At 71.3% G+C, this 26,222-nt stretch carries 25 protein-coding genes; 12 read left to right on the top strand and 13 right to left on the bottom strand.

Annotated elements, in window-relative coordinates:
- Positions 1-25 precede the first annotated feature (25 nt).
- The gene (locus ACFY9S_RS22235; protein ID WP_391131242.1) at positions 26-4,975 is read right to left on the bottom strand and encodes an ATP-dependent helicase; all 4,950 of its coding nucleotides are present in this window, start codon (positions 4,973-4,975) and stop codon (positions 26-28) included.
- Positions 4,976-5,094: 119 nt separating this feature from the next.
- On the opposite strand from ACFY9S_RS22235, the gene ACFY9S_RS22240 reads away from it, so the two are divergent.
- Genes ACFY9S_RS22240 through ACFY9S_RS22250 form a run of 3 tightly spaced genes read left to right on the top strand, consistent with a single transcriptional unit; the run spans position 5,095 to position 6,979 of the window.
- Positions 5,095-5,925, top strand: a complete 831-nt coding sequence (locus ACFY9S_RS22240) for an AraC family ligand binding domain-containing protein (protein ID WP_391131244.1) — start codon at positions 5,095-5,097, stop codon at positions 5,923-5,925.
- Between the two features lie 14 nt (positions 5,926-5,939).
- A complete protein-coding gene (locus ACFY9S_RS22245; protein ID WP_391131246.1) occupies positions 5,940-6,671 on the top strand; it encodes an AzlC family ABC transporter permease in 732 nt (243 codons plus the stop codon).
- Positions 6,668-6,979: an AzlD domain-containing protein gene (locus tag ACFY9S_RS22250; RefSeq protein WP_033308277.1), complete on the top strand. Its 312-nt coding sequence runs from the start codon at positions 6,668-6,670 to the stop codon at positions 6,977-6,979. Before ACFY9S_RS22245 ends, ACFY9S_RS22250 begins: the two co-directional genes overlap by 4 nt.
- Here ACFY9S_RS22250 and ACFY9S_RS22255 read toward each other — a convergent pair whose 3' ends face one another.
- Positions 6,980-7,924, bottom strand: coding sequence for a hypothetical protein (locus ACFY9S_RS22255; protein WP_391131248.1), 945 nt, complete (start codon positions 7,922-7,924; stop codon positions 6,980-6,982).
- A 79-nt stretch (positions 7,925-8,003) separates the two neighbouring features.
- On the opposite strand from ACFY9S_RS22255, the gene ACFY9S_RS22260 reads away from it, so the two are divergent.
- The 4 genes from ACFY9S_RS22260 to recX all read left to right on the top strand — a co-directional run bounded on the left by ACFY9S_RS22260 (position 8,004) and on the right by recX (position 12,074).
- On the top strand, positions 8,004-8,198 hold the full coding sequence (locus tag ACFY9S_RS22260; protein ID WP_102909918.1) for a DUF3046 domain-containing protein: 195 nt from the start codon (positions 8,004-8,006) through the stop codon (positions 8,196-8,198).
- Between the two features lie 226 nt (positions 8,199-8,424).
- Positions 8,425-9,690 (top strand): AI-2E family transporter, encoded by a 1,266-nt coding sequence (locus ACFY9S_RS22265; protein ID WP_391131251.1) that lies wholly within the window; start codon positions 8,425-8,427, stop codon positions 9,688-9,690.
- A gap of 437 nt (positions 9,691-10,127) precedes the next feature.
- A complete protein-coding gene (gene recA / locus ACFY9S_RS22270; protein ID WP_391131253.1) occupies positions 10,128-11,252 on the top strand; it encodes a recombinase RecA in 1,125 nt (374 codons plus the stop codon).
- Between the two features lie 3 nt (positions 11,253-11,255).
- On the top strand, positions 11,256-12,074 hold the full coding sequence (recX, locus tag ACFY9S_RS22275; RefSeq protein ID WP_391131255.1) for a recombination regulator RecX: 819 nt from the start codon (positions 11,256-11,258) through the stop codon (positions 12,072-12,074).
- A 51-nt stretch (positions 12,075-12,125) separates the two neighbouring features.
- On the opposite strand, the gene ACFY9S_RS22280 is transcribed toward recX, so the two are convergent.
- The 8 genes from ACFY9S_RS22280 to ACFY9S_RS22315 form a co-directional block, all read right to left on the bottom strand.
- Positions 12,126-12,545 carry a rhodanese-like domain-containing protein gene (locus ACFY9S_RS22280; RefSeq protein WP_391131257.1) on the bottom strand — a complete coding sequence of 140 codons (420 nt, stop codon included), beginning with the start codon at positions 12,543-12,545 and terminating at the stop codon, positions 12,126-12,128.
- Complete coding sequence (locus tag ACFY9S_RS22285; RefSeq protein ID WP_391131259.1) at positions 12,542-13,108, bottom strand: cysteine dioxygenase; 567 nt, start codon at positions 13,106-13,108, stop codon at positions 12,542-12,544. The genes ACFY9S_RS22280 and ACFY9S_RS22285 overlap by 4 nt, the downstream gene beginning before the upstream one ends.
- Positions 13,109-13,206: 98 nt before the next feature.
- Positions 13,207-13,368 (bottom strand): putative leader peptide, encoded by a 162-nt coding sequence (locus ACFY9S_RS22290; RefSeq protein WP_391131261.1) that lies wholly within the window; start codon positions 13,366-13,368, stop codon positions 13,207-13,209.
- A gap of 17 nt (positions 13,369-13,385) precedes the next feature.
- Positions 13,386-14,993, bottom strand: coding sequence for an FAD-dependent monooxygenase (locus ACFY9S_RS22295; RefSeq protein WP_391131263.1), 1,608 nt, complete (start codon positions 14,991-14,993; stop codon positions 13,386-13,388).
- 176 nt (positions 14,994-15,169) lie between these two features.
- The gene (locus ACFY9S_RS22300) at positions 15,170-16,063 is read right to left on the bottom strand and encodes an ABC transporter permease subunit (protein WP_391131265.1); all 894 of its coding nucleotides are present in this window, start codon (positions 16,061-16,063) and stop codon (positions 15,170-15,172) included.
- Complete coding sequence (locus ACFY9S_RS22305) at positions 16,060-16,725, bottom strand: amino acid ABC transporter permease (RefSeq protein ID WP_102909912.1); 666 nt, start codon at positions 16,723-16,725, stop codon at positions 16,060-16,062. Before ACFY9S_RS22305 ends, ACFY9S_RS22300 begins: the two co-directional genes overlap by 4 nt.
- An 84-nt stretch (positions 16,726-16,809) precedes the next feature.
- Positions 16,810-17,649 carry a transporter substrate-binding domain-containing protein gene (locus ACFY9S_RS22310; protein WP_391131267.1) on the bottom strand — a complete coding sequence of 280 codons (840 nt, stop codon included), beginning with the start codon at positions 17,647-17,649 and terminating at the stop codon, positions 16,810-16,812.
- Positions 17,650-17,731: 82 nt separating this feature from the next.
- Positions 17,732-18,508, bottom strand: a complete 777-nt coding sequence (locus tag ACFY9S_RS22315; RefSeq protein WP_102909911.1) for an amino acid ABC transporter ATP-binding protein — start codon at positions 18,506-18,508, stop codon at positions 17,732-17,734.
- A gap of 291 nt (positions 18,509-18,799) precedes the next feature.
- Between ACFY9S_RS22315 and ACFY9S_RS22320 the strand changes: the two genes are divergently transcribed.
- Both ACFY9S_RS22320 and ACFY9S_RS22325 read left to right on the top strand, forming a co-directional pair.
- Positions 18,800-19,486: a response regulator gene (locus ACFY9S_RS22320; RefSeq protein ID WP_391131270.1), complete on the top strand. Its 687-nt coding sequence runs from the start codon at positions 18,800-18,802 to the stop codon at positions 19,484-19,486.
- Between the two features lie 9 nt (positions 19,487-19,495).
- Entirely contained in the window at positions 19,496-20,902 is a 1,407-nt protein-coding gene (locus ACFY9S_RS22325; RefSeq protein WP_391131272.1) for an ATP-binding protein, read from the top strand.
- A gap of 233 nt (positions 20,903-21,135) precedes the next feature.
- Here the strand turns inward: ACFY9S_RS22325 and ACFY9S_RS22330 are convergent, their stop codons facing one another.
- Complete coding sequence (locus ACFY9S_RS22330) at positions 21,136-22,137, bottom strand: TAXI family TRAP transporter solute-binding subunit (protein ID WP_391131274.1); 1,002 nt, start codon at positions 22,135-22,137, stop codon at positions 21,136-21,138.
- Positions 22,138-22,233: 96 nt separating this feature from the next.
- Between ACFY9S_RS22330 and ACFY9S_RS22335 the strand changes: the two genes are divergently transcribed.
- On the top strand, positions 22,234-22,641 hold the full coding sequence (locus ACFY9S_RS22335) for a MazG nucleotide pyrophosphohydrolase domain-containing protein (protein ID WP_391131276.1): 408 nt from the start codon (positions 22,234-22,236) through the stop codon (positions 22,639-22,641).
- 39 nt (positions 22,642-22,680) lie between these two features.
- On the opposite strand, the gene ACFY9S_RS22340 is transcribed toward ACFY9S_RS22335, so the two are convergent.
- Together ACFY9S_RS22340 and ACFY9S_RS22345 are read right to left on the bottom strand one after the other, a co-directional pair.
- Entirely contained in the window at positions 22,681-23,898 is a 1,218-nt protein-coding gene (locus ACFY9S_RS22340) for a cation:proton antiporter (protein ID WP_102912250.1), read from the bottom strand.
- A gap of 4 nt (positions 23,899-23,902) precedes the next feature.
- Positions 23,903-24,388, bottom strand: a complete 486-nt coding sequence (locus ACFY9S_RS22345) for a cation:proton antiporter regulatory subunit (protein WP_102912251.1) — start codon at positions 24,386-24,388, stop codon at positions 23,903-23,905.
- Positions 24,389-24,594: 206 nt separating this feature from the next.
- Between ACFY9S_RS22345 and ACFY9S_RS22350 the strand changes: the two genes are divergently transcribed.
- A complete protein-coding gene (locus ACFY9S_RS22350; protein ID WP_391131279.1) occupies positions 24,595-25,560 on the top strand; it encodes a histidine kinase in 966 nt (321 codons plus the stop codon).
- Positions 25,560-26,213, top strand: coding sequence for a response regulator (locus tag ACFY9S_RS22355; RefSeq protein ID WP_391131281.1), 654 nt, complete (start codon positions 25,560-25,562; stop codon positions 26,211-26,213). The genes ACFY9S_RS22350 and ACFY9S_RS22355 overlap by 1 nt, the downstream gene beginning before the upstream one ends.
- Positions 26,214-26,222: the final 9 nt, after the last annotated feature.

A 26,222-nucleotide genomic window follows, 5' to 3' on the forward strand; every position in this document is an offset into this window, starting at 1 on the left:
GCCGGACCGGCTGTGGGTGCGGGCGTCAGGCGCGCAGACGGAGTCCTCTGGGTGTCGCGATGAAGCCCGCTCCCTCCAGGAGGGCGCCGATGGGGGACGTCAGGGCCTGGGCGCCGTTGACGCGTTCCACCGTGACCGTGCCGAGCGAACCCGCGCGGGCTGCCGCGGCGAGGGCATCCGCGGCGCTGCGCAGGCGGGGGTCGTCGGCGGGGGCGCCGTCCGGGTCGGCGGCCCAGGCCAGCAACGTCTTGCCGCCGCGCTCCATGTAGAGCGTCAGTTCACCGTCGACGAGCACCACCAGGGAGCCCGCTTTGCGGCCCGGCTTGTGCCCGGCGCCGGTCGGGGGCTCGGGCCAGGCCAGGGCGGCGCCGTACGCGTTCGCCGGGTCGGCGGCGGCGAGGACGACGGCCCCGGTGGCGCCGTCAGGGCGGGTACGGCGGCCCGCGAACCCCTGGCCGTGGGCTGCCCGCCCGCCGTTGAGCCAGGGTGCGGCCTGCGGGGCGTAGTCGCGGGGCGAGACCCACTCGCCCGGCGACGGACGAGGGGCGTCGTAGGAGGCGTCCAGGTCGAGGAAGCCGTCGGGGCCGGGGGCGTCGGTGTGGTCGTGGGTGGGGGCGGAGTCGTCCGGGCCGGCGAAGTCGTGGGCGGGGGCGGAGTCGTCCGGGCCGGCGAGGTCCTGGCTGCGGAACGGGTCGGGTCCGGAACCGGGAGGCGGGCCGGGCAGGTCCTCGCCGCGGTCGCGGGCGTTGGACACCGCACGCAGGCGGTCCACCGCGCCGTCCATCGCGAACTGCGCGGCACCGAGGCCCTCCACGACGTAGCCGCGGCGGGCCTGGCCGCTCTCCTCGAAGACGGACAGGACGCGGTACGTCGCCGAGAAGCCGCCCTCGACGCCTTCCGCCGACACCGCGCCCCTGGTGACCACGCCGTGCCGGTCGAGGAGGGTGCGGGCGAGGGCATGGGCCCGCACGGTGGGGTCGGGTTCATGGGCGGGGAGCAGGGACCAGCGGCCCGCGACCGTCGGTGGGCCGGAGCGGGACGCGGTGCGCGCCGCGGCCGTCAGGGAGCCGTAGCGGCCGCGCGGGACCGTGCGCTTGGCACGGTGGGCCGTGGAACCCGCCGTGCGGCCCGAGCCGAGCAGGGAGCGCATGGGGGTGAGCGTGTCGTTCGTCAGGCGGCCCGACCAGGCCAGGTCCCAGAGGGTGTCGGCCAGCTGGGGGTCCGTGGCCTCGGGGTGCGTGGTGGCGCGGACCTGGTCGGCGATCTGGCGGAAGAACAGGCCGTAGCCGCCGGAGAGGGTGTCCAGGACGGACTGGTGCAGGGCGGTCAGCTCCAAGGGGTGCGGGGGCGGCAGGAGCAGGGGGGCCGCGTCCGCCAGGTAGAGGGAGACCCAGCCGTCCTTGCCGGGGAGGGAACCCGCTCCGGCCCAGACCACCTCTCCGGCGGCGGTGAGCTCGTCCAGCATCGCCGGGGTGTAGTTCACGACCCGGGAGGGCAGGACCAGTTTCTCCAGGGCGGAGGCCGGTACGGACGCGCCCTGGACCTGCTCGATGGCCCGGACCAGCCCGTCGATGCCGCGCAGGGAGTGCCCCTTGCCGATGTGCTGCCACTGGGGGAGGAACTGGGCGAGGGCGGCCGGTGGCACCGGCTCCAGTTCGTGCCGCAGAGCGGCCAGGGAGCGGCGGCGCAGCCGGCGCAGCACGGCAGCGTCGCACCACTCCTGGCCGATCCCGGCCGGGTGGAACTCGCCCTGGACGACCCGGCCCGCCGCCGCGAGCCGCTGGAGGGCGCCCTCGGTGACGGCGACGCCCAGGCCGAAGCGGGCCGCTGCCGTGGTCGAGGTGAACGGGCCGTGGGTGCGGGCGTAGCGGGCGAGGAGGTCGCCCAGCGGGTCCTTGACGGGCTCCGTGAAGGCTTCCGGGACACCGACCGGCAGGGCCGTGCCCAGCGCGTCGCGCAGCCGGCCCGCGTCCTCGATCGCCGCCCAGTGGTCCTGGCCCGCGATCCGGACCCGGATGGCGCGGCGGGCGCCGGCGAGTTCCCGCGCCCACTGCGGTTCGGCGCCCCGCTCGGAGAGTTCCGCCTCCGTGAGCGGGCCGAGGAGGCGCAGGAGGTCCGCGACGCCCTCGGCGTCCTTGACGCGGCGGTCCTCGGTGCGCCACTGGAGCTCCCGCTCCAGCTCGGTCAGCACCTCGGCGTCGAGCAGCTCGCGAAGCTCCGCCTGGCCCAGCAGCTCGGCCAGCAGCCGCGAGTCCAGCGACAGGGCGGCGGCACGGCGCTCGGCCAGCGGGGAATCACCCTCGTACAGGAACTGGGCCACGTATCCGAAGAGCAGGGAGCGCGCGAAGGGCGACGGCTCGGCGGTGGTGACCTCGACCAGGCGGACCTTGCGGGACTCCAGGTCGCCCATCAGCTCGACCAGTCCCGGGACGTCGAAGACGTCCTGGAGGCACTCGCGGACCGCCTCCAGAACGATCGGGAACGAGCCGAACTCGCTCGCCACCTGCAGCAGCTGCGAGGCACGCTGCCGCTGCTGCCACAGCGGGGTGCGCTTGCCCGGGGTGCGACGCGGCAGCAGCAGCGCACGGGCGGCGCACTCGCGGAAGCGGGAGGCGAACAGGGCGGAACTGCCCACCTGGTCGGTGACGACCTGATCGACCTCGCCCTTGTCGAAGACGACGTCCGCCGCTCCCAGGGGGGCCTTCTCGGCGTCGTACTCCCGGCCCATCGTGACCGGCTCCTGGTCCAGCAGGTCCAAGCCCATGAGGTCGGCGTCCGGCAGGCGCAGCACGATGCCGTCGTCAGCATGCATGACCTGGGCGTCCATGCCGTACCGCTCGGAGAGCTTCGCACCGAGCGCGAGTGCCCAGGGGGCGTGCACCTGGGCGCCGAAGGGGGAGTGCACGACCACGCGCCAGTCGCCGAGCTCGTCACGGAAGCGTTCCACGACGATCGTCCGGTCGTCCGGGATGTGGCCGCAGGCCTCGTGCTGCTCCTTCAGGTACGACAGCACGTTGTCCGCGGCCCACGCGTCCAGCCCGGCGGCGAGGAGGCGGAGCCGGGCGTCGTCCTCGGGCAGCGACCCGACCTCGCGCAGGAACGCGCCCACCGCCCGGCCCAGTTCCAGAGGGCGGCCCAGCTGGTCGCCCTTCCAGAAGGGCAGCCGGCCCGGCACACCCGGAGCCGGGGAGACCAGGACGCGGTCGCGGGTGATGTCCTCGATGCGCCAGGAGCTGGTGCCGAGCGTGAAGACGTCACCCACGCGGGACTCGTAGACCATCTCCTCGTCGAGCTCACCGACCCGGCCGCCGCCCTTCTTGGGATCGGCGCCCGCGAGGAAGACGCCGAAGAGACCGCGGTCGGGGATCGTGCCGCCGGAGGTGACGGCGAGGCGCTGCGCGCCGGGGCGGCCGGTGATCTCGCCGGTGACCCGGTCCCACACCACGCGCGGACGCAGCTCCGCGAACGCGTCGGACGGGTAGCGGCCGGCCAGCATGTCGAGGACGGCCGTGAAGGCCGACTCGGGAAGCGAGGCGAACGGGGCGGCCCGGCGGACCGCGGCGAGGAGGTCGTCGAACTGCCATGTGTCCAGGGCCGTCATGGCGACGACCTGCTGGGCCAGGACGTCCAGGGGGTTGGCGGGGACCTTGAGGGACTCGATGGAGCCGGTGCGCATGCGCTCGGTGACCACCGCCGCCTGCACCAGGTCGCCGCGGTACTTCGGGAAGACCACACCCGTGGAGACCGCGCCCACCTGGTGCCCCGCCCGGCCGACGCGCTGCAGACCGGAGGCTACGGAGGGCGGCGACTCCACCTGCACGACCAGGTCCACCGCGCCCATGTCGATGCCCAGTTCGAGACTGGACGTGGCCACGACCGCGGGCAGGCGGCCCGCCTTGAGGTCCTCCTCGACCAGGGCGCGCTGCTCCTTGGACACCGAGCCGTGGTGGGCACGGGCGATGACCTGGGGAGCCCCCTGGGCCGCACCCGAGCCGCCCATGAGCTCGGCGGGGGAATGGTGCTCGTCGAGCGTCTCACCTGTGGCCCGTTCGTACGCGATCTCGTTCAGGCGGTTGCAGAGGCGCTCCGCGAGGCGGCGGGAGTTCGCGAAGACGATCGTCGAACGGTGGGACTGGACGAGGTCGGCGATCCGCTCCTCCACATGCGGCCAGATGGACGGGCGCTCGGCGCCTTCCTGGCCGTCCGCCACCGGGGAGCCGCCCAGCTCGCCCAGATCCTCGACCGGGACGACCACCGACAGGTCGAACTCCTTGCCCGACTCCGGCTGGACGATCTCCACCTTGCGGCGGGGCGAGAGGAACCGGGCCACCTCGTCCACCGGGCGGACCGTCGCGGAGAGGCCGATGCGGCGGGCGGGCTTGGGGAGGAGGTCGTCCAGCCGCTCCAGGGAGAGCGCGAGATGCGCGCCGCGCTTGGTGCCGGCGACCGCGTGCACCTCGTCGAGGATCACCGTCTCCACGCCCGCCAGCGCGTCGCGCGTGGCCGACGTCAGCATCAGGAACAGCGATTCCGGGGTCGTGATCAGGATGTCCGGCGGGCGGGTCGACAAGGTGCGGCGCTCGGCGGCGGGGGTGTCGCCGGAGCGGATGCCCACCCTGACCTCGGGCTCGGGCAGGCCGAGGCGCACCGACTCCTGGCGGATGCCGGTCAGCGGACTGCGCAGGTTGCGCTCGACGTCCACCGCCAGGGCCTTCAGGGGCGAGACGTACAGGACGCGGCAGCGCTTCTTGGGGTCGGCGGGAGGAGGCGCCGACGCCAGCTGGTCCAGAGCGGCCAGGAAGGCCGCCAGGGTCTTTCCGGAGCCGGTGGGGGCGACGACCAGCACGTCCGAACCCTCGTGGATGGCCTGCCAAGCACCGGCCTGGGCCGAGGTGGGCGCGGAGAAGGCACCCGTGAACCAGGCGCGGGTCGCGGGGGAGAAGCCGTCCAGGGCTCGGTGCGCATTGCTGGGCATGCGTCCATCGTGCACCTCGGCACTGACAACGGGGCCTCGCCGCCTCGTGGCCTGCCGCTTCGCCGCCGGGTACCACCCGGGGGTCTGCCCCGTCGCCCGCCGCCGCGGACAATGGTCATATGAACGAGCGCGCACGGCACTGGCAGTACGACGAGCTGCCCGGGGTCGATCTGCTGCGGGCCCGGTACGTGCACAAGAGGTTCGTGCGGCACACGCACGAGAACTTCGTGATCGCCGCCATCGCCGACGGGGTGGAGGTGTTCCACCACGGCGGAGGCGATCAGCACGCGGGTCCCGGCGCCCTCGCACTGGTGAATCCCGATACGCCGCACACCGGGCGGGCCGGAGTCCCCGAAGGATGGCGGTACGGGGCCCTGTACCCGCCGGCCGATGTGGTGGCGGAGATCGCCGCCGAGACGACGGCCCTGCGCGGGACCCCGGGTTTCGTCAGCCCGGTGGTGGACGATCCCTACGCCGTGGGTCTGGTGCACCAGGTGCTGCGAGCCGCCGACGAGGGCAACGCACTGGCCGCGGACACACTGCTGCGGGTCGCCGTCACCAGGCTGCTGCGGTTGAACGGCGGCCCCATGCCGCGGCGGGAGGTGCGCACGGCGGGGGCCCGCATCGCGGCACGCGCGCGTGGTGTCCTGCAGGAGCGGATGGCGCAGCCGCCGACTCTGGAACGGCTGGCGGCCGACCTCGGGACCAGCCCGTTCGCCCTGCTGCGGGCCTTCCGCGACGTCTACGGCATGCCGCCGCACGCCTGGCTCACGAACGCGCGCGTCCGCCGGGCACGACAGCTGCTGGACACGGGGACGCCCCCCGCCGAGGCCGCCGTGGCCGTCGGATTCACCGACCAGCCGCACCTCAACCGGCACTTCAGCCGGATCGTCGGCGTACCTCCGGGGGCGTACCAGCGGGAGCGCAAGAACGTACAAGACCCGCTGTAGCCGCTGCCCGTAGCGTGCCGGGCGTGACAGATCGGACAGCTTTCGAAGAAGCAGAGATCGGTGGGAAGGCGGACCGGGCCGTCGTACGCGACGCGCTGGGTGTCGGGGTGGCCGTCGGGCTGTCCGGGTTCGCCTTCGGAGTGACCTCGGCCGGCAGCGGACTCACGCTGCTGCAGACGTGCGCGCTCAGTCTTCTGGTGTTCACCGGCGCGTCCCAGTTCGCCTTGGTGGGGGCCCTTGCGGCCGGAGGCGGTCCGTTCACCGCCGCCGCCGGGGCCTTCTTCCTGGGCGTGCGGAACGCCTTCTACGGCTTGCGTCTGTCGCAGTTGCTGGCCCTCCCGCGCGCGGTGCGGCCGTTCGCCGCCCAGTGGGTGATCGACGAGACGGCCGCCGTCGCACTCGCTCAGCCCACGCGACGCGCCGCGCGGCTCGGGTTCGTCGTGACCGGGCTGACCCTGTACCTCCTGTGGAACCTCACCACACTGCTCGGCGCCCTGGGTGCCGAGGCCATCGGGGACACCGACGCGTGGGGCCTGGACGCCGCTGGGCCCGCGGTGTTCCTGGCGCTGCTCGCGCCGATGCTGAAGACCGCGACCGAGCGGGCCGCCGCCGGGCTCGCCGTGCTGCTGGGGCTCGGACTGCTGCCCGTCCTGCCCGCCGGGGTACCGGTGCTGCTGGCCGCGCTGGCGGCGCCGGCCGTGCTGTGGGCGGACGGCCGGCGCCGGCGACAGGGGGACGCGCGGTGAACGTCTGGATCGCGATCGGAGTGACCGTCCTCGGGTGCTACGCCGTCAAGCTCGCCGGACTCCTGGTGCCTGCGGGAGCCCTGGAGCGGCCCCTCGTCAAACGCCTCGCCGCGCTGCTGCCCGTCGCGCTGCTGGCGGCCCTCACCGCCCAGCAGACCTTCGCCGACGGGCAGACGCTGGTGCTGGACGCGCGGGCCGCCGGACTCGCCGCCGCGGCCGTCGCTCTGATGCTGCGTGCCCCGTTCCTGCTGGTCGTCGCCGCGGCCGTGCTGGTGACCGCCGGGGCGCGGGCCATGGGGGCCGGATGATCAGTCGATGGCGCGGCCGTACGCCCTGAGCACGCGCAGGGCCTCGATCGTCACGAGCGGGCGCGCCTCCAGGGCGGGGGCAGGCGCCCAGTGGCGCCAGCGGACGGGCCAGCCGCCGTCCTCCTGCTGCTGGGCCGCGAGATGGTCCAGGGACCGGGCCATCTCCTCGTCCGTGAACCACGCGCGCGCGAGGGAACGCGGGGTCCGCGCGTAGTCGTACGGGAAATGATGCTCCCCCGAGGCGTAACCGGGAGACACCGGATACGCGTCCAGGCCCCCGGGATCCAGGGCCGCGAGGCGGTGTGCGCGGACCAGGCGGCCGAGACGGGAGGCGGCCGCCTCCGCACGCGGACGATCGGGGGCGGAGTCCAGGAAGGCCACGGCGGCCTCGATCTCGTAGGGATGCGACTTCTCCAGGGACTCGACCGCCTGCCAGCAGAAGTCCGTGGCCCGGAAGAGCCAGGCGTGCCACACCTCGTTGCGGTGCAGCACTCCCACCACCGGCCCGGTGGCCAGGAGGTCGCTGGGCGGGTCGTCCACCACCGTCACGAAGGGAGCCGTGGGGTAGTCGCGCTGGCTGGGGTGGATCGCCGGGAGGGCGCCGTCCGTCGTGGACACCGACGTCAGGTAGCGGCACATGCGTTCCACGCGCTGGCCGGCGCAGCGTCCGACCGCGTCCAGCACACGCAGGGCGTGCGCGGTGTGCAACGGCTGGCTGACCGGGCCGCGCAGATCGGGCTCCAGCGCGTGGCCGTATCCGCCGTCCTCGTTGCGGTAGGCGTCCAGAGCGATCTCCACCGGGTCGGCGGCGGCGCCCCGGAAGTGGTGGGCGAAGCGGCGCTGCTCGAGCACGCGCGCGGTGAGCCAGACGAAACGCTCCGCGCGCGTGACGGGGCTGTGCGGTGCGGGCGTCGGGGGGACTTCGGTAGCTCCTGTTTCGGCCATGGATCAGACCGTAGGGCGCGAAGCGGGGCCGGCAGGCGGTCACGACCAAGCCCCACCCCAGGGGCGGGATACTGAAGGCATGCGGTTGACGGTCTTCTGGCAGCGAATGGCGGAGCACTTCGGTCCTGGTTACGCCGAAACCTTCGCGCGCGATCACGTGATGTCCGAGCTGGGCGGGCGCACGGTGCAAGAGGCGCTGGATGCCGGCTGGGCCGCCAAAGAAGTCTGGCAGGTGGTCTGCTCGGTGATGGACGTGCCCCGGGAGAGGCGCTGACCGCTGCCGGCGCGCGCCGGACGACCGGCGGGCAAGGGGTGGGCTGACGGTCAAGACCACCGGCGGGCAAGGGGTGGGCCGACGGTCAAGACCACCAGCCGGCAAGCGTCGGGTGACGGTCGAGACCACCAGCCGGATCGGCCGGCCGGTGCCGGACATCGCTGAGCGGTCGTGAAGATCTCAGGGCGGGCAGACGGCTGTCGGTGGCGTGGGCGAGACTTGGACCGTGGCACCCACTGACGAGACCGGGCAGGCAGCCCAGCAGCCCTCAGCCTCCGGCACGACGCCGCCCGTCCGGCCCCCGGTCGGCGGGGCCGGGGCGAACGGCCGCATGCCGGGCTGGCTGCCGCGAGCCATGGTGCTCGCGCTCACCCTCGTCGCCGTGTTCCAGCTGGGCAGCTGGGCCTTCCACCAGCTCACCGGCCTGCTGATCAACATCCTCATCGCGTTCTTCCTGGCCCTTGCCATAGAGCCCGCGGTGAGCTGGATGGCCTCGCGCGGCATGCGCAGAGGGCTGGCCGCGTTCGTCGTCTTCATCGGTGTGATGGTCGTGTCGGCCGGTTTCGTCACCCTGCTCGGTTCCGTCCTCGCGGACCAGATCATCAAGCTGATCGAGGGCTTCCCCGCGTACCTCGACTCCGTCATCAACTGGATCAACACGCACTTCAAGACCGACCTGAAACGCGTCGACATCCAGGAGGGCCTGCTCCGCTCCGACTGGCTGCGCAACTACGTCCAGAACAGCGCCACAGGCGTCCTGGACGTGTCCGCCCAGGTCATCGGTGGTCTCTTCCAACTGCTCACGGTCGCCCTGTTCTCGTTCTACTTCGCCGCGGACGGCCCGCGACTGCGTCGCGCGATCTGCTCCGTCCTGCCGCCCGCCCGCCAGGCCGAGGTACTGCGTGCGTGGGAGATCGCCGTCAACAAGACCGGCGGCTACATCTACTCACGCGGCCTGATGGCACTGATCTCCGGTGTGGCGCACTTCGTCCTGCTACAGGCCCTGGACGTGCCCTACGCGCCCGTGCTCGCGGTGTGGGTGGGCCTGGTGTCGCAGTTCATCCCCACCATCGGCACCTATCTCGCGGGCGCCCTGCCCATGCTGATCGCGTTCACGGTGGATCCCTGGTATGCGCTGTGGGTGCTGGTCTTCGTCGTGATCTACCAGCAGTTCGAGAACTATGTGCTGCAGCCCAAGCTGACCTCCAAGACCGTCGACATCCACCCCGCCGTCGCCTTCGGCTCGGTCATCGCCGGCACCGCCCTCCTCGGCGCCGTCGGCGCGCTGATCGCCATCCCCGCCATCGCCACGCTCCAGGCGTTCCTGGGGGCGTATGTCAGGCGCTACGACGTCACGGACGACCCCCGGGTGCACGGCCACCGCCGACTGGTGGACGGGTCGGGCCTGCTCACCCGGGCCAGGGGCTTGTGGGCACGGCGGCCGGGGGCGGAGCGGGCCGGAGACGGGGGCTCGGGGGAGAGCTCTTCCTGAGTGGCACGAGCCGTCCGGCTCCCTACGGCGTCGCGGCCATCAAGAGGCTCGCCTGCTCGTCGGCTGGGACGAGCCCGTCCGGCAGGGTCGGGTCGTCCAGAAGACCGCGCACCAGTTCGGCATGCTCGAAGAAGACGGCCCGGCATCGTGTGGATGGGTGTGGCGCCGGTGTGCCGGTGCTGTTGCGATGCGGGATGGGGGGGATGGGGGGCGGGGGGCGGGGATGCACGGTGCCGAGTGGTGCGCTTGACACAGAAATCGAACATCCATTCTTATGAGGACATCGGCGAAGCTCAACGAAGGGCGTTTCGGCGTACTTTGGGTAGGTAAATGCCCGAGTTACCCACAGGCTGGACGTGCGTCGGGGCGCATTGTCAGTGGCAGGCGTTAGCGTCTTTGACGTGAAGCGATCGACTCAAGCAAATCGGGTGGAACCCATGGCAGGAACCGACCGCGAGAAGGCCCTGGATGCCGCACTCGCACAGATTGAACGGCAGTTCGGCAAGGGCGCGGTCATGCGCATGGGTGACCGGGTCAACGAGCCCATCGAGGTCATTCCGACCGGGTCCACCGCCCTTGACGTGGCCCTCGGCGTGGGCGGCCTGCCCCGCGGCCGCGTCGTCGAGGTCTACGGACCGGAGTCCTCCGGCAAGACCACCCTGACCCTGCACGCGGTGGCGAACGCGCAGAAGGCCGGCGGCCAGGTCGCCTTCGTCGACGCGGAGCACGCACTCGACCCCGAGTACGCGAAGAAGCTCGGCGTCGACATCGACAACCTCATCCTCTCCCAGCCGGACAACGGCGAGCAGGCCCTGGAGATCGTGGACATGCTGGTCCGCTCCGGCGCCCTCGACCTCATCGTCATCGACTCCGTCGCCGCGCTCGTCCCGCGCGCGGAGATCGAGGGCGAGATGGGCGACAGCCACGTCGGTCTGCAGGCCCGCCTGATGAGCCAGGCACTGCGGAAGATCACCAGCGCGCTCAACCAGTCCAAGACCACCGCGATCTTCATCAACCAGCTCCGCGAGAAGATCGGCGTGATGTTCGGCTCCCCGGAGACCACGACCGGTGGCCGGGCGCTGAAGTTCTACGCCTCGGTGCGCATCGACATCCGCCGCATCGAGACCCTGAAGGACGGCACGGACGCGGTCGGCAACCGCACCCGCTGCAAGGTCGTCAAGAACAAGGTCGCGCCGCCCTTCAAGCAGGCCGAGTTCGACATCCTCTACGGCCACGGCATCAGCCGCGAGGGCGGCCTGATCGACATGGGCGTGGAGCACGGCTTCGTCCGCAAGGCCGGCGCCTGGTACACGTACGAGGGCGACCAGCTCGGCCAGGGCAAGGAGAACGCGCGCAACTTCCTGAAGGACAACCCCGACCTGGCCAACGAGATCGAGAAGAAGATCAAGGAGAAGCTGGGCGTCGGCGTGCGTCCCGAGGAGCCGGCCGCCGAGCCGGGCACGGACGCCGCGGTCTCCGCACCGGCCGACGCGGCACCCGCTGTCCCCGCCCCGGCACCGGCCAAGACCGCCAAGTCCAAGGCCGCCGCAGCCAAGAGCTGACCCGTGACACGGCGAACCGACTGGGCGGAGTACGAGCACGCCGCCTCCGGTGTCCCACGGGGGAGGGGCACCGGAGGCGACACGCGCTCAGCCGTAGACAGGGAGGACGGCCCAGGGGCCCCACGACCAGAAGGCGACCGGCCGCACGAGGACGGGGGCGACACCGGGCCATACTCGGGCGGCCCACCCCGAAGCGGCTCGCGTGACGGCGGGCCGAGCGGCAGGCGCGGTCGTCGTCGGCGTGGCTTCGGTGAGGCGGCCCCTGATGCCGAGGACGGAGGTGTCCCTCCCTCGTCGAGGGCCGAGCAGGAGGCACCTCCGGGGGACCCGGTCGAGCAGGCTCGGGCGATATGCCTGCGCCTGCTCACCGGGACCCCGCGGACCCGCAAGCAACTCGCCGACGCCCTGCGCAAGCGGCAGATCCCGGACGAGGCGGCCGAGGAGGTGCTGTCCCGCTTCGAAGAGGTCGGCCTCATCAACGACGGGGCCTTCGCAGATGCCTGGGTGGAGTCCCGTCACCACGGGCGGGGACTGGCCCGCCGAGCGCTCGCCCGGGAACTGCGGACCAAGGGCGTCGACTCCGTGCTGATCGACGAGGCCGTCTCCCAGCTCGACTCCGAGCAGGAGGAGGCGACCGCCCGGGAACTCGTCGACCGCAAGCTCCGCTCCACCCGCGGTCTCGACCGCGACAAACGCCTCCGCCGCCTCGCCGGCATGCTCGCCCGCAAGGGCTACCCCGAGGGCATGGCGCTGCGCGTGGTGAGGCAGGCGCTGGAGGAAGAGGGCGAGGACACGGAGTTTCTGGCGGACGAGGGGTTCTGAGCCGCAGCCGGCCGCGTCACCACCCTGTCCGAGCACACCCGGGGCTCCGGCTCACACCACCGGCAGCCCCGCCCCTCGCCATGCCTGGAAGCCGCCCACCAGATCCGTGGCCCGGTGCAGTCCCAGCTGGTGCAAGGACTGGGCCGCCAGACTGGACGCGTAGCCCTCGTTGCAGATCACCACGATGCGCAGGGCGTGGCTCGTGGCCTCGGGGAGGCGGTGGCTGCCCTGGGGGTCGCATCGCCATTCCAGTTCGTTGCGCTCGACGACCAGGGCGCCGGGGATGAGACCGTCCCGTTCGCGCAGGGCGGCGTAACGGATGTCGACCAGGAGCGCGTCACCGGCCCGGGCGGCCTCGTACGCCTCGTGCGGTTCGACGCGCTCGTAGCCCGCCCGGACCCGCTCCAGCAAAGCGTCGATACCAACGGGCCGATGGGGGCCGCGGCTCGTCGGCCCGGGGGTGGCGCTCACTGCCAGTCCTCCGGTCGCTCGACCTGTTCCAGACGCAGGACCGGACCGCTGCGGCTGTAGCGGCGGATCTGCGGCAGGGGCGGGTAGTAGGCGTGGACGGAGATCGCGTGCCGGTCGGGGGACTCGTTGAGCACCTCGTGCACGTGGTGCCGGCCGAAGGCGCGTCCCTGGCCGGCCCGCAACCGGCGTACCCGGTCCACGTCCTCGGTCAGTTCCAGGGTCTTCCAGCCGTCGGTGGGCAGTCGCGCGGCGAGTGAGTTCTCCTGGAGCTCGCCCGACGCGGTCAGGAAGGCGCCGACCGAGTCCGCGTGGTCGTGCCAGCCGGTGCCCGTGCCGGGCGGCCAGCCGATCAGCCAGGCCTCGCTGCCGCCGGGCCCGTCCAGCCGCACCCAGGTACGGCCTTCCGGATCGATCGGCAGGGAGTCGATCAGCTCGGCGTCGGCGGCCGCGCGCCGGACGAAGTCGTAGAGGTCGGCCTGCGTGGGAGCCGAACCGGCGGAGGAGACGGAGGAGACGGAGGAGACGAGGGAGATGGGGGAGGTCGCAGAAGGGGATACAGACACGGGTGCCGTCCTGAGGGTCCTGATGAGGGTTCGCGAAGGAGGCGCTGAAGCCGACGCGGTCAGAGCGCGGCGCGCACAGTGCGAAGTGGAATGCGAAGTCAGCAGGACGGGCGACACACGCAGCCCGCATAACGGAGGAGGTCCATATGGACCCTCCGCCACAGGCGCACACAGGTGTCGGTCACGAACCGGAGTACAGCACGACCGCCCGGACGGGTCAACTCACTGTCACCATGCGGACGCACCGTGACAGTGAGCACATCACCGGGGATCGATGTCAGCGCGTGCCGGCCGAAGCGCCGGCCTCTGCCTGCGCCTTCACCGGTCCGCCCACCGTGGCCTCCGCCGCCGCGTACAGGTCGGCCGGGCGCACTCCGCCCAGAGCTGTGACGAGGTGTCCGTCGGGGCGCACCAGAAGCACCGTGTGCGCCGCCGCGCCCGGGTAGCTCTCGGCGACGAGCAGTTCAGCGGGGTGCGGCAGTGCCGTGACCGCCGCCGCGAGCTGGGGCATGATGCCTGCGCCGACCCAGTGCTTGCGCTCCCAGACGCCCGTACCCGGGGCGATCAGCACCACGAGCAGCGCGCCGCGGCCGAGCCGGTCCCGTAGCCGTACGAAGGTGCCGTCCTCCGCGGTGACCCGTACGTCGGTGACCGGTGCGCCGAGCGGCGTATCGACGGGAATCTGCCCTTCGAGGGGCGGGGGCGCGAGCGGCGAGTCAGCGTACGCCCCCGGCGCGCCGAGCTGGCCGTGCCCCAGGTGTCCCTCCGTGAGGAGGGCGTCGTGGCCCCGGGAGGAGCCGGGTACGACGGCGCGCAGCCCTGCACCGCCGCGCAGCAGCGGCAGCGCCTGGTCGGCGGCGCGGAGCCGGGCGGCGACGACCGCCCGGCGTTCCGTCTGGTAGCTGTCGAGGAGCGCTTCGTGCGGCCCGTGGTGCCAGGCCAGGGCCAGTTTCCAGGCGAGGTTGTCGGCGTCCCGCAGGCCCTCGTCCAGCCCGTGCGTACCCAGCGCGCCGAGCAGGTGGGCCGCGTCCCCGGCGAGGAACACGCGGTCGGCGCGCCAGCGGCGGGCCAGCCGGTGGTGGACGGTGTGGACACCGGTGTCCAGCAGCTCGTAGGGCGGGGTCGTGCCGCCCGCCCAGCCGGCCAGGGTCTCCCGGATACGGGTGAGCAGCAGCTCGGGTGTGACCAGGTCCTTGCCGGGCGGCAGGAGCCAGTCCAGGCGCCAGACGCCGTCCGGCAGAGGTCGGGCGGTGACTTCGCCGGCGGCGGGGCCGGACATGCGCCAGGGCGGCAGGCGGTGCAGCAACGCCTCGTCGTGCCAGGGCAGTTCCGTGCGGAGCGCGGCGACGGCGTGACGTTCCACCGCCGTACGGCCAGGGAAGCGGATGTCCTGGAGCTTGCGCACGGTCGAGCGGGGGCCGTCGCACCCGACCAGGAAACTGCCGCGCCACCAGGTGCCTTTGGGACCGCGCGTGTGAGCGGTGACTCCGGAAGCCTCCTGCTCGATCCCGTCGAGGCGACTCTCCACGGCGACTTTGACGAGCCGTTCGCCGGTGAGGGCGGCGCGCAGGGCACCGGTCAGCACGTGCTGGGCGATGTGCAGGGGGGCAGGGTCGGTGCCGTCGAAGACGATCTCGCGCATCACCTGCTTGCGCCGCATCGACCGCCATCCGGCCCAGTGCGCACCGGCTCGGGTGAGGGGCATGCCGGTCAGCCGTTCCACGAGGGCGGCGGTGTCCTCGCGCAGGACGACGGTGCGCGCCGCGCGGGGTTCGTCCTTGCCCGGGCCCTCGTCGAGGACGACGCAGGGGACTTCCTGACGTGCCAGCGCAAGGGCGAGCGTGAGCCCGACGGGCCCCGCTCCGACGATGATCACCGGGTCCACGACGCGGCGCCCCCTGCCCGCGGTGGTGTCCTGAGAGACGTGGGTGAACAGGAAGTTGGAGCAGGGTGCACGATCACAGAACGTATGCAACCTATTGCGGGTGCTTGCGTCAAGTGACGAGGGGCAGTGGCGATCATGCCACTGCCCCTGAGTGTGTCATGTGAGGTGACCGGGTGTCAGACGGTGCCTCCGGCGCCGGTCCCCGTCGTGCCGGCGATCTCCGCGTCGTTCACGCCCACGACCGCGCCCGTCGACTTCTTCGCCTGCCGCAGCCGGCGCTCCAGCCAGCTCGCGAACGAGGTCAGGGCGAAGTTCAGCGCGATGAAGATGACGGCCACGACGGTGAAGCTGGCGATGACGTTCGCGCCGTAGTAGCCGCTCATGGTGTTCGCCGCGGAGAGCAGTTCGGAGAAGGTGAGGACGGCGCCGCCCAGTGCGGTGTCCTTCACGATGACGACGAGCTGGCTCACGATGGCCGGGAGCATCGCGGTGACGGCCTGCGGCAGCAGGACCAGGCGCATCAGCTGGCCCTTGCGCAGGCCGATCGCCATCGCCGCTTCGGACTGGCCCTTGGGCAGGGCCAGGATGCCCGCCCGGACGATCTCGGCGAGGACTGAGGCGTTGTACAGCACCAGGCCGGTGACGACCGCGTAGAGCGGACGGTCGTCGGAGGCGACGTTGGTGTATTGGGCGAACAGAGCGAGGCCGAAGATCATCAGCACCAGCACGGGGATGGAGCGGAAGAACTCCACCACGACCGCGGCTGGCACCCTGACCCACGCGTGGTCCGACAGACGGGCGATGCCGAGAACCGCGCCGAGCGGCATCGCGATGATCACCGCCAGGGCGGCGGCCTTCAAGGTGTTCTGCAGCCCCGGCCAGATGTACGTGGACCAGGCCTCGGTGTGGACGAACGGCTCCCACAGGGCCCATTCCAGCTGGCCCTTGTCCTTGAGGGTCCCGAACACCCACCACAGCAGGGCCGCCACGGCTACCAGGAAGACCACCGTGAGGATGACGTTGCGCCGCTTGGCGCGAGGCCCCTGGGCGTCGTACAGAACGGAGCTCATCGCTTCACCGCCACCTTCTTGCCCAACCAGCCGAGGAACAGGCCGGTCGGCAGGGTCAGGACCACGAAACCGAACGCGATGATCGCGGAGATCAGCAGCAGCTGCGCCTCGTTCTCGATCATCTCCTTCATCAGTACCGCCGCTTCGGCGACACCGATGGCGGCGGCCACCGTGGTGTTCTTGATGAGGGCGATCAGCACATTTGCCAGCGGTACGACGGACGAACGGAACGCCTGCGGCAGAACGACCAGACCCAGCACCTGGTTGAAATTGAGACCGATCGCGCGGGCCGCCTCAGCCTGCCCGACCGGCACCGTGTTGATGCCGGAACGCAGCGCCTCGCACACGAAGGAAGAGGTGTAGAGAATCAGGCCCAGGACGGCAAGCCGGAAGTTGATCGTCTCGACGTCGTTCGCGCCGAGGGAGACTCCCAACGTCTGGTTCAGGCCCAGCGACGTGAACAGGATGATGACGGTCAAGGGGATGTTGCGCACGATGTTCACGTACGCGGTCCCGAAGGCGCGCATCAGCGGCACCGGGCCGACGCGCATGGCGGCCAGCAGGGTGCCCCAGATCAGGGAGCCGACGGCGGAGAGCACAGCGAGCTGCACTGTCGTCCAGAAGGCTCCCAGCAGGTCGTAATCCTCAAGAAAGTCGAACACGATCTCCCGTGCTTCCGCGTGTAGGGATGCCCACGCCGGTGCGCCGCCCCTTCCGGTGGGCGGCGCACCCTGTCAGGCGTTGCTTCAGCTCTTGATGTCGCCGATCTTCGGCGCCGGCTCGTTCTTGTAGTTGGCCGGGCCGAGGTTTTTGTCCACAGCTTCCTGCCAGGCCTTGTCGGCCACCATGGCCTCAAGGGCGTCGTTGATCTTGCCCTTGAGGTCGCTGCCCTTCTTGACGCCGATGCCGTAGTTCTCGTTGGTCAGCTTGAAGCCGCCGAGCTTGAACTTGCCCTTGAACTGCGACTGGGCGGCGTAACCGGCGAGGATCGAGTCGTCGGTGGTCAGCGCGTCGACGGCACCGTTCTGCAGACCGGGCAGGCAGGCGGAGTACGTCGGGTACGGCTGCAGCTGCGCCTTGGGAGCCAGCTTGTCCTTGACGTTCTGCGCCGAGGTGGAGCCGGTGACCGAGCACAGCTTGGCGTTGTTCAGGTCCTCCGGCGACTTGATCCTGTTGTCGTCCGCACGCACCAGAACATCCTGGTGCGCGAGCAGGTACGGCCCGGCGAAGTCGACCTTCTCCTGGCGCTCCGGAGTGATGGAGTAGGTGGCGGCGATGAAGTCGACGTCACCACGCTGGAGCATGGTCTCGCGGTCGGCGCTCTTCGCTTCCTTCCACTCGATCTGGTCCTCGTTGTAACCGAGCTTCTTCGCGACGTACGTGGCGACATCGACGTCGAAGCCGGCGTAGCCCTGCGGCGTCTTCTGGCCGAGGCCGGGCTGGTCGAACTTGATGCCGACCGTGATCGTCTTGCCGTCGCCCGAACCGGAGCCGCCACCCTCGTTGTTGTCGCCGCCGCAGGCGGTGGCGGTCAGGGCGAGAGCGAAGACGGTGGCCGAGGCGGCGGTGACCTTGCGGAGCTTCATGATGAACATCCTTTGACTGGTGAAGAGATGCGTGCCCTCAAGGGTGGGCGACGCGGGGACGCGTCGGACGCGACCCGCGCCGTCAGTGGTGCAGGATCTTCGACAGGAAGTCCTTGGCACGATCGCTGCGCGGATTGCTGAAGAACTGGTCGGGCGCAGCCTCCTCGACGATTCGACCGTCTGCCATGAACACCACGCGGTTTGCGGCCGATCGTGCGAAACCCATCTCATGGGTAACGACGATCATGGTCATGCCGTCGCGGGCGAGCTGCTGCATGACCTCCAGCACCTCGTTGATCATCTCGGGGTCGAGCGCGGAGGTCGGCTCGTCGAAGAGCATCACCTTCGGCTCCATGGCCAGCGCCCGTGCGATGGCGACGCGCTGCTGCTGGCCGCCGGAGAGCTGAGCCGGGTACTTCTCGGCCTGCGCGCCCACGCCGACCCGGTCGAGCAGGGCGCGGGCCCGCTCCTCGGCCGACTTCTTGTCCTTCTTGCGGACCTTGATCTGGCCGAGCATCACGTTCTCGAGCACGGTCTTGTGCGCGAAGAGGTTGAAGGACTGGAAGACCATGCCGACATCGGCGCGGAGCTTGGCCAGCTCCTTGCCCTCGGCGGGCAGGGGCTTGCCGTCGATCGTGATCGTGCCGGAGTCGGTCGTCTCCAGGCGGTTGATGGTGCGGCACAGGGTGGACTTGCCGGACCCGGAGGGCCCGATGACCACGACGACTTCACCGCGGGCGATCGTCAGGTCGATGTCCTGGAGTACGTGCAACGCGCCGAAGTGCTTGTTGACGCTCTTCAGGACGACCAGTTCTCCGGTCGCGGCCACATCTTCCTTGGCCACCGATACTTCGGTCATCGCTCTCAGGCTCCGTCCTCCTCGGTTTCGGAGGACAGTAGTAACCCCGTACGACCTGCGTCATTACATCTGAGGGGAATCTGAGCATCACGATCCGATAGCAATCGGACACGTGTCGTAGCACTTGGGAGCAGCGCTCATACCAGCCGGGTAACGGAAGCGGTCCGCAACCGGAACCCTCTTGACGCCGTCCTCATCCATCAGCGTGACTGCACAAGGTGCACGCGCGCGCGTGCACACGTTTTTTGTACACATTCAGATCGTACGGCCAGTGAACCGAAGGGGGACCGGATGAGACTGCTGCTCGTCGAGGACGACAACCACGTCGCCGCCGCCCTGTCGGCGGTTCTGGCGCGGCACGGGTTCGACGTCACGCACGCGCGCAGCGGTGAGGAGGCCCTCCAGGCACTCGTCCCCGAGGGCGACTGCTTCGGCGTCGTCCTCCTCGACCTCGGCCTGCCCGACCAGGACGGATACGAGGTCTGCGGCAAGATCCGCAAGCGCACCAGCACCCCGGTGATCATGGTCACCGCCCGCTCCGACGTGCGCTCCCGCATCCACGGTCTCAACATGGGCGCCGACGACTACGTGGTGAAGCCCTACGACACCGGAGAGCTGCTCGCCCGCATCCACGCCGTGAGCCGGCGCACCTCCCACGAGGACACCTCCAGCGGCATCGAGACCGAGCTGCGGCTCGGCCCGGTGCACATCGAGCTGCCCACCCGCCAGGTCAGTGTCGACGGGTCGGTGGTCCAGTTGACCCGCAAGGAGTTCGACCTGCTGGCCCTGCTCGCGCAGCGGCCCGGGGTGGTCTTCCGCCGGGAGCAGATCATCAGCGAGGTGTGGCGGACCAGCTGGGAAGGGACCGGGCGCACCCTGGAGGTGCACGTCGCGTCGCTGCGCGCCAAGCTGCGGATGCCGGCCCTCATCGAGACCGTACGCGGAGTCGGCTACCGGCTCGTCGCGCCTGCCGGGTAGCGGGGCCGGGTGCGCACTCGCCTGCTCCCGCTGCTCATCATCCTGATGGCGGCCGTGCTGCTCGCCCTCGGCGTCCCGCTCGCCGTCAGCCTCGCCGGCGCGCAGCAGCAGAAGGTCGTCGTCGACCGGATCGACGACACAGCCCGTTTCGCGGCTCTCGCGCAGTTCGTCACCGACTCGCCCGACGGGACCACCGGCGCGTTCGAGAACGAGCGGCTGGCCACCCTCAGCAGCGAGCTGCGCAGCTACTACGAGGTCTACGGCATCCGCTCCGGTGTCTTCTACCGCACGGGCAGGCCCATGGCCCACGCACCGCCCAAGTGGTCCCTGCCCAAGGAGGGCGAGGTCCGGGACGCCTTCGACGAGGCGAAGCTCAGCCGCCGCAGCCACGACCCGAAACAGGTGTGGCCCTGGCAGCGCCGCAACCTCGTGGTGGCCTCGCCGGTCATCCGGGACGGGGACGTGGTCGCGGTCGTCGTCACCGACTCGCCCACCGGGCAGATGCGCTCGCGCACGCTGCACGGCTGGCTGGTCATCGGCGCGGGTGAGTCCGCAGCGATGCTGCTGGCCGTCGGTGCCGCCCTGCGGCTGACCGGCTGGGTGCTCAAGCCCGTACGGGTCCTGGACGCCACCACCCACGACATCGCCACCGGGCGGCTCAAGTCCCGGGTCGCGGCCGCCGGCGGTCCGCCGGAACTCCAGCGCCTGGCCCGGTCGTTCAACGAGATGGCCGACAACGTCGAGGACGTGCTGGAGCAGCAGCGCGCCTTCGTCGCCGACGCCTCGCACCAGCTGCGGAACCCCCTCGCGGCGCTGCTGCTGCGCATCGAGCTGCTCTCCTTCGAGCTGCCCGAGGGCAACAAGGAGATCGCCTCGGTCCAGGCCGAGGGCAAGCGCCTCGCGCAGGTCCTCGACGACCTGCTCGACCTGGCGCTGGCCGAGCACACCGAGGCGGACCTGAAGGTCACCGACATCGGCGAGCTCACCGCCGAACGTGTCGCGGCCTGGGCCCCGACCGCCGAGGCCAAGGGCGTGCGCCTGCTGGGGGACTGCCCGCCGACGACCGCGTGGGCCGACCCGGTCGCCCTGTCCAGCGCGCTGGACGCGGTCATCGACAACGCGGTGAAGTTCACGCCCGAGGACGAGACCGTCGAGGTGAGCGTCGCCTCCCACGGCGATACCTCCACCGTCGTCGTCACCGACCACGGCCCCGGCCTCACCGACGAGGAGCTGGCCCGCGTCGGTGACCGCTTCTGGCGCAGCGGCCGGCATCAGAACATCAAGGGCTCGGGGCTCGGGCTGTCCATCTCGCGAGCGCTGCTCGCGGCGGGCGGCGGTTCGATCGCGTACGCCCGTCACGAACCGCACGGGCTGAAGGTGACGGTGGCGGTGCCGCGGTCGGCGCCTGCTGCGTGAGGACGCCCGGTGTCGGTGGGGATGCCGCGATCGGCGCCTATGGGATGAGGACGCCCGGTGTCGGTGGGGGTGCCGCGGTCGGCGCCTATGGGATGAGGACGGCGGTGTCGGTCGGGGCGCCGCCGTCGGCGCCAACGGTATGACCAAGACGGTGTCGGTGGCCGGTGCCCGGTCGGCGCCTGCGGCATGAAGACGACGGCATGACGAAGAGCGGGATCTGGAGAGGTCGAGCGCTACGGCTTGACCGACTGGTAGTAGCGCTGGGCGCCTACATGCAGTTGCAGCGGGTCGGTGTAGATCGCCGTGCGGACGTCGACCAGCTGGGCTGAGTGGACGGTGGCCCCGATGAGGTCCCGGCTGTCCAGCACCGTACGGGTCAGCCACTCGGTGAGCCGGGGGTCCATGTCGCTGCGTGTGACCAGCATGTTGGACACCGCGATGGTCGGAACCGGCTTGCCACGCTGGATGCGGGGGTAGGCCGATTCCGGCATCTTCGTGGCCCGGTAGTAGCGCGTGGCGCCGCCCTGGTCGTGCAGCTTGGCCACGAGCGTGGCGTCGATCGGCACGAACCGGAAGGCTGATGCCGACTTCTTGGCCAGGCCGCTGAGACCGTCCGTGGGCAGGCCGCCCGACCAGAAGAACGCGTCGAGGCCGTGCCCCAGGCGCTTGGGCCCGGTGTCGATGCCGTCCGAGGAGGGCTCGATGTCCTTCTCCGGATCGATGCCGGCGGCCTTGAGCACACCGTTGGCTATCAGCCGCACGCCGGAGTCGGGCAGCCCTATGGCCACGCGCTTGCCCCGCAGGTCGGAGACGGAGCGGATGTCCGAGTCGGGCGGTACGACGAGCTGGACGTAGTCGTCGTACAGGCGAGCGAGGCCGCGCAGCCGGTCGGCCCCCCGGCTGTTGTCGAGCTTGTACGTGGCGACCGCGTCGGCGGCGGCGATCGCGAAGTCGGCCTTGCCCGTCGCCACGTCGGCGACGTTCTCCTGCGAACCGGCGCTGGTCAGCAGCCGCACCTTCAGGTCGGGCATGTCCTTGTCGATCTCGTTGCGCAGGAGTTCGCCGTACTCGTGGTACACCCCCGCACGGGTGCCCGTGCTGAACGTGATCGTCCCGCTCGGCGGCTCATCGGCCCAGGGACGCAGCCACCACAGCAGCAGGCCGAGGACCACGAGGGCGGCGGTGCCGCCCTGCAGGGCCCGGCGCCTGCCGACAGGGGGGAGCGTTCTGGACATGCGGGCGATCCTGCCAGCCGGGGTGCCCCGCTGACCAGGGCAGGGGGCACAGGACGAGGGCGGGGACTGTCAGTGGGCGCCACTACAGTCGCCCCCATGAGCTCTTCGCCCGCCGACCTGGTCCGTGCGTTCCACCTCGCCTTCGGCCTGGACGCCCGAAGCACGCCCACGGAGGTCTCCCCGGAACTGGCGGCCCACCGGGGTGAGCTTCTCGCGGAGGAGGCCGGGGAGGTCGCCGAGGTGTCGGTGCGCGGCCCGCTCGACCGGCTCGCGCACGAACTGGCGGACGTGGTCTACGTCGCCTACGGCACCGCCCTCGTACACGGCATCGACCTGGACGCGGTGCTCGCGGAGATCCACCGCTCCAACATGACGAAGATCGGCCCCGACGGCTCGGTCTCCCGCCGCGAGGACGGCAAGGTCCTCAAGGGGGAGCACTACGAGGCGCCGGACGTTCGGGGGGTGCTGCGCAGACAGGGGTGGGTGCCGGGCGGGGGCGCCTGACCAGGGGGTCGCGCTCCGGGTCGCCCGGCCCACCCCTCCTCAGTCGGCGACCGGTGCCTCGGCCTCGGTCGTCCGGGGCGCGGGCTCCGGGCGGCTGGGCTCGCGGCGCCGGGCCCACCAGGTCGCCACCGGCTCGGTGTAGCGCGCGGTGAGCGGGCCCAGGACCACCAGGATCAGGACGTAGGCCGTGGCCAGGGGGCCGAGGGACGGTTCGACACCCGCCGCGACCGCAAGGCCGGCGATGACGATGGAGAACTCACCACGGGCCACCAGCGCGCCGCCCGCCCGCCAGCGGCCTTTCACCGAGATCCCGGCTCGCCGGGCCGCCCAGTATCCGGTGGCGATCTTCGTCAGCGCGGTGACGACGGCCAGCGCGAGGGCGGGCAGCAGGACGGGCGGGATGCTCGACGGGTCGGTGTGCAGCCCGAAGAAGACGAAGAAGACCGCCGCGAACAGGTCACGCAGGGGGCTCAGCAGGGTGTGCGCGCCCTCCGCCACCTCTCCCGAGAGCGCGATGCCCACCAGGAAGGCCCCCACCGCCGCCGACACCTGGAGCTGCTGCGCGACACCCGCGACCAGGATCGTCAGGCCCAGCACGACCAGCAGCAGCTTCTCCGGGTCGTCGCTGGAGACGAACCGCGAGATGAGCCTGCCGTAGCGCACGGCCACGAACAGCACGAGCCCGGCCGCGCCCAGCGCGATCGCCAGGGTCACGCTCCCGGCCATCAGCCCGACGCCCGCCACCAGCGCCGTGACGATGGGCAGGTACACCGCCATCGCCAGATCCTCCAGCACCAGCACGCTGAGGATCACCGGCGTCTCCCGGTTGCCGACCCGGCCCAGGTCGCCGAGCACCTTCGCGATCACACCGGACGACGAGATCCACGTGACACCGGCCAGTACGACGGCGGCCACCGGACCCCAGCCGAGCAGTAGCGCCACGGCAGCGCCGGGCAGCGCGTTCAGGGCGCAGTCGACCAGACCGGAGGGGTAGTGGGTCTTGAGGTTGGAGACCAGGTCGGTCGCCGTGTATTCCAGGCCCAGCATCAGCAGCAGCAGGATGACGCCGATCTCCGCGCCGGTGGCGACGAACTCCTCGCTCGCCCCCAGCGGCAGCAGACCGCCTTCACCGAAGGCGAGACCGGCCAGGAGGTACAGGGGTATCGGCGAGAGCTGGAAGCGGCCGGCGAACCGGCCCAGCAGGCCGAGGCCGAGAATGATGGAACCGAACTCGATGAGCAGAACCGCGGAGTGCAACGGCTCACTCCCGCTCGAGGATGGTCGCCGCCGCGTCGACACCCTCACGGGTCCCGACGACGATCAGAGTGTCGCCGCCGGCCAGCCGGAAATCCGGCGTGGGTGACGGGATGGCCTCGGCCCGGCGCAGCACGGCCACCACCGAGGCGCCCGTCTCCGTCCGCATCCGCATGTCGCCCAGCACCCGCCCGTTCCAGCGCGAGGTCGCGGCCACCTCGATCCGCTCGGCGACCAGCCCCAGATCCGTGGTGTACAGCAGGCTCGGGCTGTGGTGGGACGGCTTCAGCGCGTCGATCAGCGATCCCGCCTCCGAGCTGGTCAGCTTCAGGGACTGGGCGCAGGAATCGGGATCGTCGGGCCGGTACACGTTCACCGTGCGCGTGCCGTCGCGGTGCGCCACCACCGACAGATGGCGGTGTTCCCGGGTCTCCAGGTCGTACTGGACCCCGATACCCGGCAGCGGCGTCGCCCTCAGGCGCGGAGCTGACACGTTACTTCCCCTTGTTCGTCTTATTTGTCGTACTTTGTTGGCCTGTTGAACGGTGGCGATCACCGAACGGGTCAAGTCCGCATGCTCCCATCCGGCCGTACGGTGACGACATGGGTGTCGTGACGGATATACGCAGCGGCCGGCCGCCGGAGAGGGTGGAGGGGGCGGTGCCTGGTGCGAAGACGGGAAGGAGCGGATCCGGAAGCGTGTCGTTGTTCTGGCGGATCTTCTCGCTCAACGCCGCCGGTCTGGTCGTGGCCACGGCGTTGCTGCTCGGCCCGGTCACCGTGTCCACCCCCGTCCTCGCGGGCGAGGCCCTCGTCCTGTTCGCCGGCCTGGTGATGCTGCTCGCCGGCAACGCGCTCGTGCTGCGGTTCGGCCTGGTGCCCCTGCAGCGACTGGACCGGGCCATGGCCACCGCGGACCTGCTGCGTCCGGGCTCCCGGCCGGTGGTCGCGGGACCGGCTGAGACGGCCGGGCTGATCATGACGTACAACACGATGCTCGACCGGCTGGAGGCCGAGCGGGCCACGGGCGCAGCCCGGGCGCTGTCCGCACAGGAGAGCGAACGGCACCGTATCGCGCGGGAGCTCCACGACGAGGTCGGGCAGACCCTGACCGCCGTCCTCCTCCAGCTCAAGCGCGTCGCCGACCGGGCGCCCGAGGACCTTCGCGAGGAGGTGGGCCAGGCGCAGGAAGCGACCCGGGCCGGCCTGGACGAGATCCGCCGGATCGCCCGCCGGCTGCGCCCCGGCGTCCTGGAGGAACTCGGGCTGGCGAGCGCGCTGCGGTCGCTCAGCGGCGAGTTCACCACCCACGGGCTGACCGTGCGCCACCACGTGACCGGCGATCTCCCCACCCTGACCCCGGAAGCGGAACTCGTCGTCTACCGGGTCGCCCAGGAGGGGCTGACCAACACCGCCCGGCACGCCGCCGCCGACCGCGCCGAACTCCGCCTCCGGCCGGTGCCCGGCGGCGTCGAACTCCTCGTACGGGACAACGGCACGGGCGTCGGTCACGCCCCCGAGGGCGCCGGCATCACGGGCATGCGCGAACGCGCCCTGCTGATCGGCGCCGCCCTGACCCTGGAACCGGCTCCGGGCGGCGGCACCGAGATACGGCTGCGCATACCGGTGACAGAGCGCGTACCGGCGACAGAAGGATCCAGCTGATGTCCACACCGATCCGCGTCCTGCTCGCCGACGACCACACCCTCGTCCGCCGGGGCGTGCGCCTCATCCTGGACGGGGAACCGGACCTGACGGTCGTCGCCGAGGCCGGCGACGGGGCCGAGGCCGTCGCACGCGCCCGCGAGACCGCCGTCGACCTCGCCGTCCTGGACGTGGCCATGCCGCGGATGACCGGCCTCCAGGCGGCCCGGGAACTCTCCCGCCGACTGCCCGGCCTGCACATCCTGATCCTGACGATGTACGACAACGAGGAGTACTTCTTCGAAGCGCTCAGAGCCGGAGCCAGCGGCTACGTCCTCAAGTCCGTCGCCGACCGTGACCTGGTCGAGGCCTGCCGGGCGGCCGTGCGGGACGAGCCGTTCATCTACCCGGGCGCCGAACGCGCCCTCGTCCGCTCCTACCTGGAGCGGCTGCACCGGGGCGACGGCCTGCCGGAGAGGGCCATCACCGAACGCGAGGAGGAGATCCTCAAGCTCGTCGCCGAGGGCCACACCTCGAAGGAGATCGGCGAACTGCTCTTCATCAGCGCCAAAACGGTCGAGCGCCACCGTGCCAACCTGCTCCAGAAGCTCGGCATGCGCGACCGCCTGGAGCTGACCCGCTACGCGATCAGGGCCGGACTCATCGAGCCCTGAGGCCGGTAC

Source organism: Streptomyces sp. NPDC012474 (genome assembly GCF_042955185.1).
GTDB classification, from domain to species: domain Bacteria; phylum Actinomycetota; class Actinomycetes; order Streptomycetales; family Streptomycetaceae; genus Streptomyces; species Streptomyces cahuitamycinicus.

Coding starts and splice junctions, on each gene's coding strand:
- ACFY9S_RS22235 (WP_391131242.1), bottom strand. CDS start 4,975: ATGCCCAGCAATGCGCACCGAGCCCTGGACGGCTTCTCCCCCGCGACC.
- ACFY9S_RS22240 (WP_391131244.1), top strand. CDS start 5,095: ATGAACGAGCGCGCACGGCACTGGCAGTACGACGAGCTGCCCGGGGTC.
- ACFY9S_RS22255 (WP_391131248.1), bottom strand. CDS start 7,924: ATGGCCGAAACAGGAGCTACCGAAGTCCCCCCGACGCCCGCACCGCAC.
- ACFY9S_RS22260 (WP_102909918.1), top strand. CDS start 8,004: ATGCGGTTGACGGTCTTCTGGCAGCGAATGGCGGAGCACTTCGGTCCT.
- recA (WP_391131253.1), top strand. CDS start 10,128: ATGGCAGGAACCGACCGCGAGAAGGCCCTGGATGCCGCACTCGCACAG.
- ACFY9S_RS22300 (WP_391131265.1), bottom strand. CDS start 16,063: ATGAGCTCCGTTCTGTACGACGCCCAGGGGCCTCGCGCCAAGCGGCGC.
- ACFY9S_RS22310 (WP_391131267.1), bottom strand. CDS start 17,649: ATGAAGCTCCGCAAGGTCACCGCCGCCTCGGCCACCGTCTTCGCTCTC.
- ACFY9S_RS22315 (WP_102909911.1), bottom strand. CDS start 18,508: ATGACCGAAGTATCGGTGGCCAAGGAAGATGTGGCCGCGACCGGAGAA.
- ACFY9S_RS22320 (WP_391131270.1), top strand. CDS start 18,800: ATGAGACTGCTGCTCGTCGAGGACGACAACCACGTCGCCGCCGCCCTG.
- ACFY9S_RS22330 (WP_391131274.1), bottom strand. CDS start 22,137: ATGTCCAGAACGCTCCCCCCTGTCGGCAGGCGCCGGGCCCTGCAGGGC.
- ACFY9S_RS22335 (WP_391131276.1), top strand. CDS start 22,234: ATGAGCTCTTCGCCCGCCGACCTGGTCCGTGCGTTCCACCTCGCCTTC.
- ACFY9S_RS22355 (WP_391131281.1), top strand. CDS start 25,560: ATGTCCACACCGATCCGCGTCCTGCTCGCCGACGACCACACCCTCGTC.